The following is a 15,121-nucleotide window of genomic DNA, read 5'->3' on the forward strand; positions in this document are numbered from 1 at the left end:
AGATGATCGCGGCCCTGCGCAACCAGTTCGGCGGCCACGCCGTCGAGACCAAGTAATCCACAGATCCACAGGCCCCGGGCCTGTGGATCCACAACCTGGGGGAGGTCGGCGAACGACCATGCACGTCACGCATCTGTCGCTGGCCGACTTCCGCTCGTACGCCGGGGTCGACGTCCCGCTCGACCCCGGCGTCACCGCGTTCGTGGGCCCCAACGGGCAGGGCAAGACCAACCTCGTCGAGGCGATCGGCTATCTCGCCACCCTCGGCAGTCACCGGGTCTCCTCCGACGCCCCGCTGGTCCGGGTGGGCGCCGACCGCGCGATCATCCGGGCCCAGGTCAGACAGGGCGAGCGGCAGCAGCTGGTCGAGCTGGAGTTGAACCCCGGCCGCGCCAACCGCGCCCGCATCAACCGGTCCTCGCAGGTCAGACCCCGTGATGTGCTGGGCATCGTACGGACCGTGCTGTTCGCGCCCGAGGATCTCGCCCTGGTGAAGGGGGATCCCGGGGAGCGGCGGCGGTTTCTCGACGAGCTGATCACCGCGCGGTCGCCGCGCATGGCCGGGGTGCGGTCCGACTACGAGCGGGTGCTGAAGCAGCGCAACACCCTGCTGAAGTCGGCCGCGTTGGCGCGGCGGCACGGCGGGCGGTCGATGGACCTGTCCACGCTCGACGTATGGGATCAGCATCTCGCGCGCGTGGGGGCCGAGTTGCTCGCCCAGCGGCTCGATCTGATCGCCGCGGTGCAGCCCCTCGCCGACAAGGCGTACGAGCAACTGGCGCCCGGCGGTGGGCCGGTGGCCCTGGAGTACAAGCCGTCGGCGCCCGGTGAGGCGCACACCCGCGAGGACCTCTACGAGCAGCTGATGGCGGCGATCGCGGAGGCGCGCAAGCAGGAGATCGAGCGGGGCGTCACCCTCGTAGGACCCCATCGGGACGATTTGATTCTCAAACTCGGTCAGTTGCCGGCCAAGGGGTACGCCTCGCACGGGGAGTCCTGGTCGTACGCGCTGGCGCTGCGGCTCGCGTCGTACGACCTGCTCAGGGCCGAGGGCAATGAGCCGGTGCTCGTGCTCGACGACGTGTTCGCCGAGCTGGACACCCGGCGTCGGGAGCGGCTGGCCGAACTCGTGGCGCCCGGTGAGCAGGTGCTGGTGACGGCGGCGGTGGACGACGACGTACCGCATGTACTGGCGGGGACGCGGTACAGCGTGGCGGAGGGTGCGGTGGAGCGCGTATGAGCACGAATGAGCCTGCCCCGCGTCCCGAGCGCCCCGCGGCCGGGGAGCCCGCGCCCAAGAAGGCTGCCGAGCCCTCCGGCGTCGACCTCGCGCGCGTGGCGCTGCGCGCCGCGAAGGAGCAGGCACGCGCGCGTGGGGACGCGGCGCAGCAGAAGAAACAGGCGCGGCGCGGGGGGCTGCGCTCCGGCGCGCGCGCCGACGGCCGCGACCCGATGGCACTCGGCGCTGCGATCAACCGGCTGCTGAACGAACGCGGATGGGAGACGCCGGCCGCGGTGGGCGGTGTGATGGGCCGCTGGCCGCAGATCGTCGGCGAGGACCTGGCCAAGCACTGCGTACCGGAGAGGTACGACGAGGACGAGCGGGTGCTGGTCGTGCAGTGCGACTCCACGGCCTGGGCGACCCAGCTGAGGCACCTCACGCCCACCCTGGTGGCCAGGCTCAACGAGGACCTGGGGCACGGCACCGTACGGATGATCAAGGTGCTCAACCCCGGTGGACCGCCCCGCCGCTACGGCCCGCTGCGGGCTCCCGGCAGCACGGGTCCCGGCGACACCTATGGGTGACTGACATCACAGCGCGGGCCCCGGCGGGCGACCGGACGCGGTTGCGAATACCGACCTGACCCAGGAGTAGCAAAGGGTTCATACCCGGAAGCGCTGAGTGCCGCTGTAAGCCTCTTCGAGCCCCGTTCCGCATATGGGGAGTCGGGAGAGACCGGTTGAGGGCGGCACATGAGGACTCAGGTACCGGCAAACCCCCATCCATGTCGGCGCTACCGGTAGACTGGAAGCAATCCCGCCCCACTTGTGGGACACACACCGAGCAACGCTGACTAAGGCTTACCAACGCAACACGCCGCAGCCGCACCGGCCACCCGCCGGGAGCCTGGCTTGTGCTGTGCCAGAAAGGGCGCTTCGTGGCCGATTCCGGCAACCCCAACGAGAACATCCCGTCCACCGACGCCGGCGCCAACGGCGGGGCTCACACCTCGAACGGCGAGGTCACCGCCTCGTACGACGCCAGCGCCATCACCGTCCTCGAGGGTCTGGACGCGGTCCGCAAGCGACCCGGTATGTACATCGGCTCGACCGGCGAGCGCGGCCTGCACCACCTCGTGCAGGAGGTCGTCGACAACTCCGTCGACGAGGCGCTGGCCGGCCACGCGGACACGATCGACGTCACGATCCTTCACGACGGCGGCGTGCGCGTCATCGACAACGGCCGCGGCATCCCGGTGGGCATCGTCCCGTCCGAGGGCAAGCCCGCCGTCGAGGTCGTGCTGACCGTGCTGCACGCGGGCGGCAAGTTCGGGGGCGGCGGCTACGCGGTCTCCGGCGGTCTGCACGGAGTGGGCGTCTCTGTAGTGAACGCGCTGTCCAGCAGGGTCGCCGTCGAGGTCAGGACAGACGGCTACCGCTGGACCCAGGACTACAAGCTGGGCGTCCCCACGGCCCCGCTCGCGCAGCACGAGGCCACGTCCGAGACCGGTACCTCGGTCACCTTCTGGGCCGACCCGGACATCTTCGAGACCACCGAGTACTCCTTCGAGACGCTGTCGCGGCGCTTCCAGGAGATGGCGTTCCTCAACAAGGGTTTGACGATCAAACTCACTGACGAGCGCGAGCTGGCGAAGGCCACGGCCGGTGCCGACGAGGCGGGTGCGGACGAGAAGGACGAGGTCAAGACCGTCACGTACCACTACGAGGGCGGCATCGTCGACTACGTGACGTACCTCAACTCCCGCAAGGGGGATGTGGTGCACCCGACCGTCATCGACCTGGAGGCGGAGGACAGGGACAAAAGCCTGTCCCTTGAGGTCGCGATGCAGTGGAACAGTGGTTACACCGAGGGTGTGTACTCCTTCGCCAACATCATCCACACGCATGAGGGCGGCACGCACGAAGAGGGCTTCCGGGCCGCGCTGACGTCACTGATCAACAAGTACGCGCGCGACAAGAAGCTGCTCCGCGAGAAGGACGACAACCTGACGGGCGACGACATCCGCGAGGGTCTGACCGCGATCATCTCGGTCAAGCTGGCCGAGCCGCAGTTCGAGGGCCAGACGAAGACCAAGCTCGGCAACACCGAAGCGAAGACCTTCGTACAGAAGGCGGTCTACGAGCACCTCAACGACTGGCTGGACCGCAACCCGAACGAGGCCTCGGACATCATCCGCAAGGGCATCCAGGCGGCCACCGCGCGCGTAGCGGCCCGCAAGGCCCGTGACCTCACCCGTCGCAAGGGCCTCCTGGAGACCGCGTCCCTGCCGGGCAAGCTGTCCGACTGCCAGTCGAACGACCCCACCAAGTGCGAGATCTTCATCGTCGAGGGTGACTCCGCCGGCGGCTCGGCCAAGTCCGGCCGGAACCCGCAGTACCAGGCGATCCTCCCGATCCGGGGAAAGATCCTCAACGTCGAGAAGGCCAGGATCGACAAGATCCTGCAGAACCAGGAGATCCAGGCACTGATCTCCGCCTTCGGCACCGGAGTCCACGAGGACTTCGACATCGCCAGGCTGCGCTATCACAAGATCATCCTGATGGCGGACGCCGACGTCGACGGCCAGCACATCAGCACCCTGCTGCTGACCTTCCTGTTCCGCTTCATGCGACCGCTGGTCGAGGCCGGGCACGTGTTCCTGTCGCGTCCCCCGCTGTACAAGATCAAGTGGGGCCGTGACGACTTCGAGTACGCGTACTCGGACCGCGAGCGCGACGCCCTGATCGAGCTGGGCCGGCAGAACGGCAAGCGCATCAAGGAAGACTCGATCCAGCGCTTCAAGGGTCTCGGCGAGATGAACGCCGAGGAGCTGCGCATCACCACGATGGACCAGGAGCACCGCGTCCTCGGCCAGGTCACCCTGGACGACGCCGCGCAGGCAGACGACCTGTTCTCGGTCCTCATGGGCGAGGACGTCGAGGCGCGCCGCCAGTTCATCCAGCGCAACGCCAAGGACGTCCGCTTCCTCGACATCTGAGTCGGTCTCAGCTGACCGCACCAGGAAGGATCCCCACCAGCAATGGCCGACGAGAACACTCCCAGTACGCCTGAAGAGGGCGTCATCGCCCAGCGCGTCGAGCCCGTAGGGCTCGAGACGGAGATGCAGCGCTCGTATCTCGACTACGCGATGTCCGTCATCGTGTCGCGCGCCCTGCCCGACGTCCGGGACGGCCTCAAGCCCGTCCACCGCCGCGTCCTGTACGCCATGTACGACGGCGGCTACCGGCCCGAGAAGGGCTTCTACAAGTGCGCCCGTGTCGTCGGCGACGTCATGGGCAACTACCACCCGCACGGCGACTCCTCGATCTACGACGCGCTGGTCCGCCTCGCGCAGCCGTGGTCGATGCGGATGCCGCTGGTGGACTCCAACGGCAACTTCGGCTCCCCGGGCAACGACCCCGCCGCCGCCATGCGCTACACCGAGTGCAAGCTGGCGCCGCTGTCCATGGAGATGGTCCGTGACATCGACGAGGAGACCGTCGACTTCACGGACAACTACGACGGCCGCTCCCAGGAGCCGACCGTCCTGCCGGCCCGCTTCCCGAACCTGCTGATCAACGGCTCGGCGGGCATCGCGGTCGGCATGGCCACCAACATCCCGCCGCACAACCTCCGTGAGGTCGCTGCGGGCGCCCAGTGGTGCCTGGAGAACCCCGAGGCCTCCCACGAGGAGCTCCTGGACGCGCTGATCGAGCGCATCAAGGGCCCCGACTTCCCGACCGGCGCGCTGGTCGTCGGCCGTAAGGGCATCGAAGAGGCGTACCGCACCGGGCGTGGCTCGATCACCATGCGCGCGGTCGTCGAGGTCGAGGAGATCCAGAACCGCCAGTGCCTGGTGGTCACGGAACTGCCGTACCAGACCAACCCCGACAACCTCGCGCAGAAGATCGCCGACCTGGTGAAGGACGGCAAGGTCGGCGGCATCGCGGACGTCCGCGACGAGACGTCGTCCCGTACCGGCCAGCGCCTCGTCATCGTCCTGAAGCGGGACGCGGTCGCCAAGGTCGTACTGAACAACCTCTACAAGCACACCGATCTGCAGTCGAACTTCAGCGCCAACATGCTGGCCCTGGTCGACGGTGTGCCGCGCACCCTCTCCCTGGACGCGTTCATCCGGCACTGGGTGGCGCACCAGATCGAGGTCATCGTCCGCCGTACGAAGTTCCGGCTGCGCAAGGCCGAGGAGCGGGCGCACATCCTGCGTGGCCTCCTGAAGGCCCTGGACGCCATCGACGAGGTCATCGCGCTGATCCGGCGCAGCGACACCGTGGACATCGCGCGTACGGGCCTGATGGGCCTCCTGGAGATCGACGAGATCCAGGCGAACGCCATCCTGGAGATGCAGCTCCGCCGACTGGCCGCCCTGGAGCGCCAGAAGATCATCCAGGAGCACGACGAACTCCAGGCGAAGATCGCCGAGTACAACGCGATCCTGGCCTCCCCGGTCCGCCAGCGCGGCATCGTCAGCGAGGAACTCGCCGCGATCGTCGAGAAGTTCGGCGACGACCGCAAGACGATGCTGGTGCCCTTCGACGGCGACATGTCCATCGAGGACCTCATCGCCGAAGAGGACATCGTCGTCACCATCTCGCGCGGCGGCTACGTCAAGCGCACCAAGGCGGACGACTACCGCTCCCAGAAGCGCGGCGGCAAGGGCGTACGCGGCACGAAGCTCAAGGAAGACGACATCGTCGACCACTTCTTCGTGTCGACCACGCACCACTGGCTGCTGTTCTTCACCAACAAGGGCCGCGTCTACCGCGCGAAGGCGTACGAGCTTCCGGACGCCGGCCGCGACGCGCGCGGGCAGCACGTGGCGAACCTGCTCGCCTTCCAGCCGGACGAGGCGATCGCGGAGATCCTCGCGATCCGCGACTACGAAGCGGCGCCCTACCTGGTCCTCGCGACCAAGGGAGGGTTGGTGAAGAAGACGCCTCTGAAGGATTACGATTCGCCCCGTTCCGGCGGTGTCATCGCGATCAACCTCCGTGAGACGGAGGACGGTTCCGACGACGAACTGATCGGTGCCGAACTCGTCTCGTCCGAGGACGATCTGCTGCTGATCAGCAAGAAGGCACAGTCGATCAGGTTCACGGCCACGGACGACGCACTGCGCCCCATGGGGCGTGCCACCTCCGGTGTCAAGGGCATGAGTTTCCGCGAGGGCGACCAGCTTCTCTCGATGAATGTTGTTCGACCCGGTACGTTCGTGTTCACTGCCACAGACGGCGGGTACGCGAAGCGCACCGCCGTCGACGAGTACCGCGTCCAGGGTCGCGGTGGCCTGGGTATCAAGGCCGCCAAGATCGTCGAGGACCGCGGTTCTCTCGTCGGCGCGCTGGTGGTCGAGGAGACCGACGAGATCCTCGCCATCACGCTGTCCGGCGGTGTGATTCGTACGCGAGTCAACGAGGTCAGGGAGACGGGCCGTGACACCATGGGCGTCCAACTGATCAACCTGGGCAAGCGCGATGCCGTCGTCGGTATCGCTCGTAACGCCGAGGCGGGATCCGAGGCGGAGGAAGTCGTCGGCGACGAAGCCGTCGACGAGACCGCCGAGGGTGTCGCGACCACCGGCACGGACGAGGGTGACGCACCCTCGGTCGAGTAGCACGAGGAGAGAGTCATCGTGAGCGGAGCCACGGGCGCCGGATCGACCGGTACGGACACGGACGGCGGCGGCCGTGGCTCCGCCGCGAACGCGACAGATCCGCACACGACCCAACTGCGTGCGATCGACGTGAAGAAGACGGACTCGCACGCGCCCGACCCGCAAGGATCCCAGGGGGGAACTGTGACGGACACCCGAGGTCCGGGCACCCAGCAGTCGGCCGCCGCCGGCGCCAAGGCTCCGGCCCAGGGGCAGCAGGCGCCCCAGCCGGCCGCGCCGCCGCCGGCGTCCCCGCTGCCGGGTTCGCCCCTGCCCGGTGAGCGCCAGTCGCAGCAGGCGGCCGGGCCCTACCACCCGCCGCAGGCCTATCCCACGCAGGCGCCCGCCGCCGCCCAGAGCGGTGCCGTACGGCGTCCGCGCACGGGCGCGCGCACCGCGCCCCGCACTCGCAAGGCGCGGCTGCGGGTGGCCAAGGCCGACCCGTGGTCGGTGATGAAGGTCAGCTTCCTGCTCTCCATCGCGCTGGGCATCTGCACGGTCGTGGCGTCCGCGGTGCTGTGGATGGTCATGGACGCGATGGGGGTCTTCTCGACGGTCGGCGGCACGATCTCGGAGGCGACCGGCTCGAACGAGTCGAACGGCTTCGACCTGCAGTCCTTCCTGTCCCTCCCGCACGTCCTGACCTTCTCGGGGATCATCGCGGTCATCGACGTCGTCCTTGCCACGGCCCTCGCGACCCTCGGCGCGTTCATCTACAACCTCTCCGCCGGCTTCGTCGGCGGCATCGAGCTGACGCTCGCCGAGGACGAGTGAGAAGTCGGACGAGAACGCGGGTGTACGGGGGTTGAAACCTCCGTCGGCGGTCCTGTGACTATCGATTTTGGGACTGCCCATGTCGTGCGCTAATCTTCAGGAGTCAGCGCGCGGGACACACTCCGCAAAGCGCGGCGGGGCTATAGCTCAGTTGGTTAGAGCGCATCCCTGATAAGGATGAGGCCACAGGTTCAAATCCTGTTAGCCCCACCAGCACGAAGACCTCCAGTCGATCAGACTGGGGGTCTTTTGGCATCACCGGTCGACATCAACGGCGACGGTCAGCTGGTAGGCGGTGGGGCCAGGACCGCAGTACGGGGTCGGCTGACCCCCGTTGACCTTTTTCATCCGGAAGGTTCACGTAGAGCCGATCCCTGCCGTGTCGTTTCCACGGTTTCACCGTGAGATCGCCCAGTGGCCCGCCCTCGAATATGTGCCGTCCGCACATACACGGCAGCAGCAGACCAGTTGACCGACAAGAGCGCCGGGGCAACATGGCCGAGCGGCGGCGCGCGCGGAGTCGAGGGAACAGCAGTGAGACCCCCGGCCGCGACGGGCCGGGGGTCTTCAGGGTCTTCTCTGGAGCGTTGTACGCAAGTTCGCCGCTGTGTCAGAGATGTCGGGGCGGTGGGTGAGCGGTGAGGTGGCGCGTGTCCGGCGTCAGCGCTGGAGGGGCGCCGCCAGGGGTGCCGTCTGCTCGGTGTGGTCGGGCTCGGTGGAATCGCCGGTCTCCGTGGCCTCGTCCGTGTCCGCCGGCGGGCGGTGGCGGCAGCTGGGGGACTTGCCGTGGGCCTCGGCCCGGATGCGCTGCTTCATCGTGGGGGGCAGGGACCTGGTGAAGGACCAGGGGGAGATCGTCGGTGCCGTCGGCTGTGCGGTGGCGCTGGTGCGGGTCGCCTCGGAACGGGGCGTCGCCGCGGTGGCGGCCGTCGCGGTGATCGTGATGAGTCCGAGCGCGGTGCACAGCGAGATGAAGGCGGTGACGAAGGCGGTCCACAGCTTCATGACCTTGATCTGGGTCATGGCCCCTCACTTTCAGGTTGGGCGATTTGCGTACTTTCCTCATGATGTGTATGGGCGTCGCGAAGTGTGGGACCGGCGGCCGTGGCGCGTCGATGTTCTGATGAACACCACTCGAATGGGTGCAAGAAGCCCTAAAAGTGAAGGAAGATGAGGAATCGGGGCCAAGTTAACGGTCCGTGGAGGTGTGATCACCCTCCGATCGGAGCGGTTCCATCCGCTTCTACTGCGCTGTCCCGGGCGGGAGTTGGCCGCGGAGGCAGGTCACCGATCGGTCTCGGTCGGTGTGTATAGTCGGGCGACAGAGGTCCCCTACGTCAAGGAAAGACGAGGTCGCGCGGTGAAGAAGCTTCTCCTGGTCGCACTGGCCGCCATCGGCGGGCTCCTCGTGTACCGCCAGATCCAGGCGGATCGCGCCGAGCAGGATCTGTGGACGGAGGCGACCGACTCCGTGCCCACGGGTTCGTGAGTACCGAGATCCAGTTCTGAGCACGCCCCGACCGCCTGGCGGTCGGGGCTTTGTGTTGCGCCGTCGCGCGAACCCGGTTACGGCCGCCACGACCCGGGCGTTTCGGACGCTCGCACGAATTGCCGGGATGCCACGCGCGCGTGCGGGGCAGGATGGGCCACGTCCGGAGCAACGACGAGGGGTGGCGCGTGATGGGGCGGCGGCGTACGGCGTGGTGGCGGACGCGGACGCGGACGCGAGCACAGGGCGGCCGTACACCCGTTGTCGGGGCGGCCGTACGACCCGTCGGGGTTGCGCGGCGCATCCGCGTCGTACGGCCCGTAGGGGGCGCGCCACGCGCCGGTGTCGTACGACGTGCCGGTGTCGTCGCCGCCGTGCTGTGCGCGGCGGTCGCCCTGGTGGGGCAGCCCGCCGCCGCGGCCGGGGCGCCGGGCTCCTACGGGTACGACAAGGGCGACCAGGCCGTCAACGGCGCGACCGGGGCGGCAGACGCCGTAGGCCTGAAACCCGGCGGGACGTACCGGAGTTCCCTTCCGAAGGGAGCCACCCTCTACTACGGCCTCACTCTCGACGCCGTGTCCGACGTCTACGCCTCCGTCACCGCAGTGCCCCCGGCCGGTACCACGGTCGCCGCCACCGACGGCATCAGGGTGTCGCTGCAGAACACCGCGGGCACCGGCTGCACCCACCGGAGCGCCACCTTCGGGGCCAGCAGGAGCCCGCACCCCGTGGCCGCCTGGGCCGCGCGGGAGACGGGCAACGCGCTGTGCAAGGGGGACGGCCAGTACTACGTGGTCGTCGAACGCGTCGACGCGTCGGGTTCCTCGCCGGACACCTGGGGGCTGGAACTCACCGTGGTGTCGGAACCGCCGCTCACCCAGGCCGGTACCTCCGACGCGCCGCAGGACTGGAACTCCGCGTCGCCCGAGCCCGTCACGGGGGAGGTCCGGAGCCGTGCGGGCGGCTCGGGGTTCGCCGGGGCGGTCGCCGTCGGACAGGGCGTGTGGCGAGGTGACATCACCCCCGGCGGGACCCTCTTCTACAGGGTGCCGGTCGACTGGGGCCAGCAGCTCTCCGTCACCGCCGACCTGGAGGCCTCGAACGCGGGCAGCGGCTATGTGAGCCGCGCGCTCGACCTGGCGCTCTACAACCCCGTGCGCGCCCCCGTCGACGAGGCGGGCGTCGGCTATCAGGGCAGTCCGAGATCGGCCGCCCTCGAAGCCCTGCCGCCCGTCGAGTACCGCAACCGCTACTTCGTCGTCGACCACGAGAGCGGGATGAGTTTCGCCGGGTCGTACTACCTCGTCGTGCACCTCGCCGCGCAGGTGGCCGACGACTTCGGCCAGGGGCCGTTCCCGGTGACGCTGCGCGTGCGTGTCGCCGGTACGGCGCACGCGGGGCCCGGGTACGCGGGGCGGTCCGAACCCCGGAACGCCTTCGACGTCACCGCGCAGGACCGCGCGGCGGCCGTGACAGGGAGCGGCGGGGGAGGCGACACCGCGATGAAGGTGCTCGCGGTGGCCGGAATCGGCGCGGGCAGCGTGCTGTTGGCGACGCTCGGCGCGTGGACGGTGGCGGCCAGGCGCCGGGCCGCGACGTAGCCGCCGTACCCCTCCCGGCCCCCGTCGGTCAGACGCGGGCCAGCGCCCAGAACCCCACCGCGTAGCAGGCCAGCGCCAGCAGCAGGACCGGTATCGCCACCTTCGCGGGCGGCCCGGGCCGGCGCCGGGCGCGCCTGCCACGGTGCTGCGGAAACGGCGGCGCGGTAGGCGGAACCAGCGGGACCTGGGCGGTGTATGAAGCAGTAGAGGGTTCGGCGCGCGGCTGGGGGGAGGGCAGGACATGGGAAATCTGCGGAGTCTGCGGGGGCGGCGGCAGATGGAAGCTGCCGGTGTCCGACATCGAGGTCGGAGTCGGAGTCGGAGTCGATGTGGGGGTCGGTGTTGGCGCGGACGGCTGGGAGACGATGTCCTGGCGTGGGTCGAGGAGGGCAGAATCCGCACCGCTCGTATCCGCACCCGCACCCGTATGCGCACTGGTCCCGGGTCCCGTCACGCGAGCCGTGGTCGACCCCGTGTCCACCCCGGAAGCCCGCATCAGCGGCCCCTCGGGCGCGAACCCCGTTGGCAGCGGCCCCACTTGGTCGAAGATCTCGATCAACTCGTCGTCGGGGCCGGGCTCCGGCAGGAGTTCCACGGCCGCTGCGAGCGCCTTGCGCGCCCCCGTGGCCGTACGGAAGCGGGCCTGTGGATCGGGCTGCAGCAGCATCGCCACGACCTGCCACAGCGGCTCGGGGACGCTCTTGGGCGCCCCCGGGGTCCCATGCTCGGCGAAGTACTGGATGAGCGCCTTGGAGTCCGGCTTGGCCCCCTCCAGCAGATACAAAGCCACCAGTCCTACGGCGAACAGGTCGGCGGGAAAGTCGGGTTCCGCGCCCATCATCTGCTCGGGCGCGAGGTAACCCGGCGTGCCCACCACGAGGTTGGTCTCCGTCAGGCGCGCTTCGCCCAGCCGCATCGCGATGCCGAAGTCGGACAGCCGCAGGCGTGGACGGGCCGTGCCGGTGGCTTCGAGGAGCAGGTTGGCGGGCTTGATGTCCCGGTGCACGACACCTTCCGCGTGCACCGCGGCGAGGCCGGAGAGAAGCTGGTCGAGCAGTGTGCAGACGAACGCGGGGGGCAACGGGCCGTAGTCCCCGATGAGATGGACCAGCGAACCGCCGGCCACCAGGTCCATGGTGAACAGGACCTTGTCGTCGTCGGCGGCCCAGCTGGCCGGTGCGAGCACATGGGGGTGGTCGATCCGCAGCGCCTGTTCGCGTACGAAGCGCAGCAGCGAGTGCGCGTCGCTCTGCTGCAGGACCTTGGCCGCGACATAGCGGCGCCGGCGGTGGTCCCAGGCGCGCCAGACGGCGCCGACACCTCCGCGCCCGATCGGGTCGACCAGTTCGTACCGGCCAGCGAAGACCTCACCCATGGCTGTTCGTCGCTCCTCCCCCTTCGGCTACCTCCGTTGCTTCCCCCGAGACGAGCGATACGACTCCCCCTTACGGCAGTTGCCGTGTGCCCGGCTGTCGAACCCCCGATCGACGGCCGGGCCGTGGTGCTCAGCTCTGGTGGGACTGGTAGTGCGCGACCGCGTCGGAAGTACGGCCGGCGCCGTACACCCGGAGGAACTCTGCCAGTTCGGGGTGGCTCGGGGCGAGGGTGTCCGCCGCGTCGATGATGTCGCCCGCGGCGGCCACCGACCGCAGCAGCGACTGGATCTCGCGGACCACCCGTTTGACCGTGGGCGCTCCCGAACTGCTCGTCGTGGTCGTGGTGTTGCTGAGCACCGAGCCCCCCTGGGACTTCTTGATCTCGTCCATCCGCTCGGTCGCCTCGGCCGCGCTGACGCTGCCGTCCGCGACCTGGCCCGCCAGATCCTGCAGCAACTGCACCCGCTGCACCACCGCGGGATTGCCGATCTTCGCCCGCTGACCGCTCATCAGCTGGGACAACATCGGCGCGGACAGTCCCAACACCCCCGCGAGACGAGCCTGGTTGAGGCCAAGATCGTCGATGAGCTTACGGAAGAGCGCCCCCAAAGGCTCCCCGTACCAATTCCGCTGCAGCTCCCGCGCTCTGGCGGTGGCTTCCTGCTGTGCGGCGTCCATTGCGTCTCCCCATCGCTTCCCCAAAACCGCGGTTCGCTCTAGCGAACCACGACGAGCATCTTACGGAGAGTGGTCGTCCACCGGGAGCCCCAAGTTTTTGCGAGATACCGGGGGTGACCCGGTACGCTGGTCTCCGAAGCCCACCGGTGTGCGGTTGTGCCGGTCGGACGCTTCCCTAGCGGGGCCTTAGCTCAGTTGGTAGAGCGCTGTCTTTGCATGGCAGATGTCAGGGGTTCGACTCCCCTAGGCTCCACATCCCGCACCGGCCGGTCGCCCTCAGTGGCGTCCGGCCGGTGTTTGTTTGTGCCCGCGAGGTGACGTGCGTCACATAAACGGCGGCTCGTCGTTGCAGTTGTTTGCGCAAATATCGGTACCGGGTGAGGTCCGCCGGGTCGTCGCGGCGGTGGTCGGCATGGTGTGGGGAACGTGTGTCCCCATGTGCGGGACGTGTGTGAGCTGGCTGAATACGGTCGTGTAATCAGGGGTGTGCAGTCCGTTAAGGGAGTCTGTGCGGTACTTGTACACCTGGGGCGTTGCAAACGTCATCGTGGGCAGCTTGCGTAAATCAAGGGAGTGTCTCCGGCCCGCGCGACTGTTCCACGTGAAACATCGAGGTGGGGCAGGAGACTCTCAAGTCTCCTGCCCCACCTCGATGTTGACGGTTCGTCGGATGTTCAGAGGTGCTCGTCGCGGTCCACGGCCGCCTCGTCCTCGGCCTGCTTCGCCTGGACCTCGGGGTCGAGCACGGACTGATCGCTGCCGTCCACCGAGGAGAGTCGGCCCGTCTCGGGCACCTCGGTCGCGGCGGGGGGCTCGACCAGCCAGTCGGGGTTGGCCTGCTTGTCCCACCACTTCCAGGCGGCGAAAGCGCCACCCGCCAGGATGCCCAGCACTGCCAGCCCCTTCGCGAGCCGGCCGGCCCTCGCCCGCCGCTCGTGCTTGCGGACCAGCTTCTGGATCTCCTTGGGCGAGACCTGGCCACGCAGCGCGGCGATCGCCGCCGCACCGCGCGCGGCGGCCTCGTCCCTGACCGGACCCGCGGCGGCGACCGCCTGCTCGATCCGCGGCCGGGAGTACTCGGCGGCCTGCTGGGCGGCCCTGCGGGTGCGGACGGCGGCCTCCTGGGCGGCCTGGTCGACCTTCGGCGGCACATGCGTGCGGGCCAGTTCCAGACGTGGGGCGAGATGGGCGTCGTACTGCACACGGGCCTGGTCGGCGGCCAGGGACACCTTGGGCGCGAGTCGTACGCGCGCCTCGTGGGCGTAGTAAGCGGCCTTGTCCTTGGCCGTGTCGGCGTAGGGCGCCACCACTTCCGCGGCGTGCAGCACGCTGTCCTTCGCCGAGCCGGTCGCGGAGCGCACGCTGTCGATGCGGGTCACGGGTTCCTCCTCCTCGGTGGCGTACGTTTCTTCGTCTGTCCACCCAAATACGGATCATGCCTGCCAGAGGGCTACGGGGCATGTGAGGACGGGCATCCGGGTCACGATCACGGGTAATAGCGGATGAATACGGGGGAACTGGGGGAACGGGGGCTTGTCGTCGACAATGCCACGGATCCCTGCCGCCTGCCCCTGTCCCGGAGGCACTCGGCCGGTTTTCTGCAAGCGGATCCGGTGGAACGGCCCGCCCATGAGGCCATCGGGCGACTCGGCGCGGTTGGCGTGCGAGGATCTGGGGGTCACAGAAAGACAACGGAAGGCAGATCGTGGCCGAGCAGCTTTACGCCACCCTGAAGACCAGCCTTGGCGACATCGAAATCCGGCTGCTGCCGAACCACGCGCCCAAGACGGTCCAGAACTTCGTCGAGCTCGCCACGGGTGAGCGTGAGTGGACCAACCCCGAAACGGGCGAGAAGTCCAAGGACAAGCTCTACGACGGCACGGTCTTCCACCGGGTGCTCAGCGGCTTCATGATCCAGGGCGGGGACCCGCTGGGCAACGGCACCGGCGGCCCCGGCTACCAGTTCGAGGACGAGTTCCACCCGGACCTCCGCTTCGACCGGCCCTATCTGCTCGCCATGGCCAACGCCGGTCCGGCCACCAACGGCTCGCAGTTCTTCGTCACCGTCTCCCCGACGGCCTGGCTGAACCGCAAGCACACCATCTTCGGTGAGGTCGTCGACGCGGCGAGCCAGAAGGTCGTGGACACCATCGCGACCACGCAGACCAACTCGCGCACCAACCGCCCGCTCCAGGACGTGGTCATCGAGTCGGTCGTCGTCGAGACCCGCTAGATCACAGGGCCGACACCAGTACTTACCGCCGGGAACCAAACGCCCCGTTCATCCGTAAGGAAGGGCGGGGCGGTGCA

The 15,121-nt window shown here is 68.7% G+C and carries 12 protein-coding genes and 2 tRNA genes; 10 read left to right on the plus strand and 4 right to left on the minus strand.

Going from position 1 to position 15,121, the window contains the following annotated elements; translation table 11 throughout:
* The first annotated feature begins 118 nt into the window (after positions 1-118).
* From recF to OC490_RS19620, 6 genes are all read left to right on the plus strand, one after another.
* Positions 119-1,240 carry a DNA replication/repair protein RecF gene (gene recF / locus OC490_RS19595; RefSeq protein WP_200716697.1) on the plus strand — a complete coding sequence of 374 codons (1,122 nt, stop codon included), beginning with the start codon at positions 119-121 and terminating at the stop codon, positions 1,238-1,240.
* Positions 1,237-1,806 carry a DUF721 domain-containing protein gene (locus OC490_RS19600; protein WP_262059256.1) on the plus strand — a complete coding sequence of 190 codons (570 nt, stop codon included), beginning with the start codon at positions 1,237-1,239 and terminating at the stop codon, positions 1,804-1,806. Before recF ends, OC490_RS19600 begins: the two co-directional genes overlap by 4 nt.
* 353 nt (positions 1,807-2,159) lie before the next feature.
* Positions 2,160-4,220, plus strand: coding sequence for a DNA topoisomerase (ATP-hydrolyzing) subunit B (gene gyrB, locus OC490_RS19605; protein WP_262059257.1), 2,061 nt, complete (start codon positions 2,160-2,162; stop codon positions 4,218-4,220).
* 42 nt (positions 4,221-4,262) lie between these two features.
* Complete coding sequence (gene gyrA, locus OC490_RS19610) at positions 4,263-6,854, plus strand: DNA gyrase subunit A (protein ID WP_262059258.1); 2,592 nt, start codon at positions 4,263-4,265, stop codon at positions 6,852-6,854.
* An 18-nt stretch (positions 6,855-6,872) separates the two neighbouring features.
* Positions 6,873-7,667 (plus strand): DUF3566 domain-containing protein, encoded by a 795-nt coding sequence (locus OC490_RS19615; protein WP_262059259.1) that lies wholly within the window; start codon positions 6,873-6,875, stop codon positions 7,665-7,667.
* Between the two features lie 136 nt (positions 7,668-7,803).
* A tRNA-Ile gene (locus tag OC490_RS19620) sits at positions 7,804-7,880 on the plus strand.
* A gap of 447 nt (positions 7,881-8,327) precedes the next feature.
* Here OC490_RS19620 and OC490_RS19625 read toward each other — a convergent pair.
* On the minus strand, positions 8,328-8,690 hold the full coding sequence (locus OC490_RS19625; protein WP_262059260.1) for a DUF6344 domain-containing protein: 363 nt from the start codon (positions 8,688-8,690) through the stop codon (positions 8,328-8,330).
* Positions 8,691-9,027: 337 nt separating this feature from the next.
* On the opposite strand from OC490_RS19625, the gene OC490_RS19630 reads away from it, so the two are divergent.
* Complete coding sequence (locus OC490_RS19630; protein ID WP_003999697.1) at positions 9,028-9,156, plus strand: DLW-39 family protein; 129 nt, start codon at positions 9,028-9,030, stop codon at positions 9,154-9,156.
* Positions 9,157-9,308: 152 nt separating this feature from the next.
* The gene (locus OC490_RS19635; RefSeq protein ID WP_262059261.1) at positions 9,309-10,757 is read left to right on the plus strand and encodes a hypothetical protein; all 1,449 of its coding nucleotides are present in this window, start codon (positions 9,309-9,311) and stop codon (positions 10,755-10,757) included.
* A gap of 28 nt (positions 10,758-10,785) precedes the next feature.
* On the opposite strand, the gene OC490_RS19640 is transcribed toward OC490_RS19635, so the two are convergent.
* Positions 10,786-12,132: a serine/threonine-protein kinase gene (locus OC490_RS19640; RefSeq protein ID WP_262059262.1), complete on the minus strand. Its 1,347-nt coding sequence runs from the start codon at positions 12,130-12,132 to the stop codon at positions 10,786-10,788.
* 130 nt (positions 12,133-12,262) lie between these two features.
* Positions 12,263-12,811 (minus strand): helix-turn-helix domain-containing protein, encoded by a 549-nt coding sequence (locus tag OC490_RS19645; protein ID WP_019073558.1) that lies wholly within the window; start codon positions 12,809-12,811, stop codon positions 12,263-12,265.
* A gap of 180 nt (positions 12,812-12,991) precedes the next feature.
* Here OC490_RS19645 and OC490_RS19650 point away from each other — a divergent pair.
* A tRNA-Ala gene (locus OC490_RS19650) sits at positions 12,992-13,064 on the plus strand.
* Positions 13,065-13,485: 421 nt separating this feature from the next.
* Here OC490_RS19650 and OC490_RS19655 read toward each other — a convergent pair.
* Positions 13,486-14,190, minus strand: a complete 705-nt coding sequence (locus tag OC490_RS19655; RefSeq protein WP_262059263.1) for a DUF5324 family protein — start codon at positions 14,188-14,190, stop codon at positions 13,486-13,488.
* A gap of 326 nt (positions 14,191-14,516) precedes the next feature.
* On the opposite strand from OC490_RS19655, the gene OC490_RS19660 reads away from it, so the two are divergent.
* On the plus strand, positions 14,517-15,044 hold the full coding sequence (locus OC490_RS19660; RefSeq protein WP_262059264.1) for a peptidylprolyl isomerase: 528 nt from the start codon (positions 14,517-14,519) through the stop codon (positions 15,042-15,044).
* The last annotated feature ends 77 nt before the right edge of the window (positions 15,045-15,121 follow it).

This window comes from Streptomyces sp. STR69 (assembly GCF_024519455.1).
GTDB lineage: Bacteria > Actinomycetota > Actinomycetes > Streptomycetales > Streptomycetaceae > Streptomyces.

Bases quoted from the DNA above. Each gene is read 5' to 3' on its own strand.
- recF (WP_200716697.1), top strand. From the start codon at position 119: ATGCACGTCACGCATCTGTCGCTGGCCGACTTCCGCTCGTACGCCGGG.
- OC490_RS19600 (WP_262059256.1), top strand. From the start codon at position 1,237: ATGAGCACGAATGAGCCTGCCCCGCGTCCCGAGCGCCCCGCGGCCGGG.
- gyrA (WP_262059258.1), top strand. From the start codon at position 4,263: ATGGCCGACGAGAACACTCCCAGTACGCCTGAAGAGGGCGTCATCGCC.
- OC490_RS19625 (WP_262059260.1), bottom strand. From the start codon at position 8,690: ATGACCCAGATCAAGGTCATGAAGCTGTGGACCGCCTTCGTCACCGCC.
- OC490_RS19635 (WP_262059261.1), top strand. From the start codon at position 9,309: ATGGGCCACGTCCGGAGCAACGACGAGGGGTGGCGCGTGATGGGGCGG.
- OC490_RS19640 (WP_262059262.1), bottom strand. From the start codon at position 12,132: ATGGGTGAGGTCTTCGCTGGCCGGTACGAACTGGTCGACCCGATCGGG.
- OC490_RS19645 (WP_019073558.1), bottom strand. From the start codon at position 12,811: ATGGACGCCGCACAGCAGGAAGCCACCGCCAGAGCGCGGGAGCTGCAG.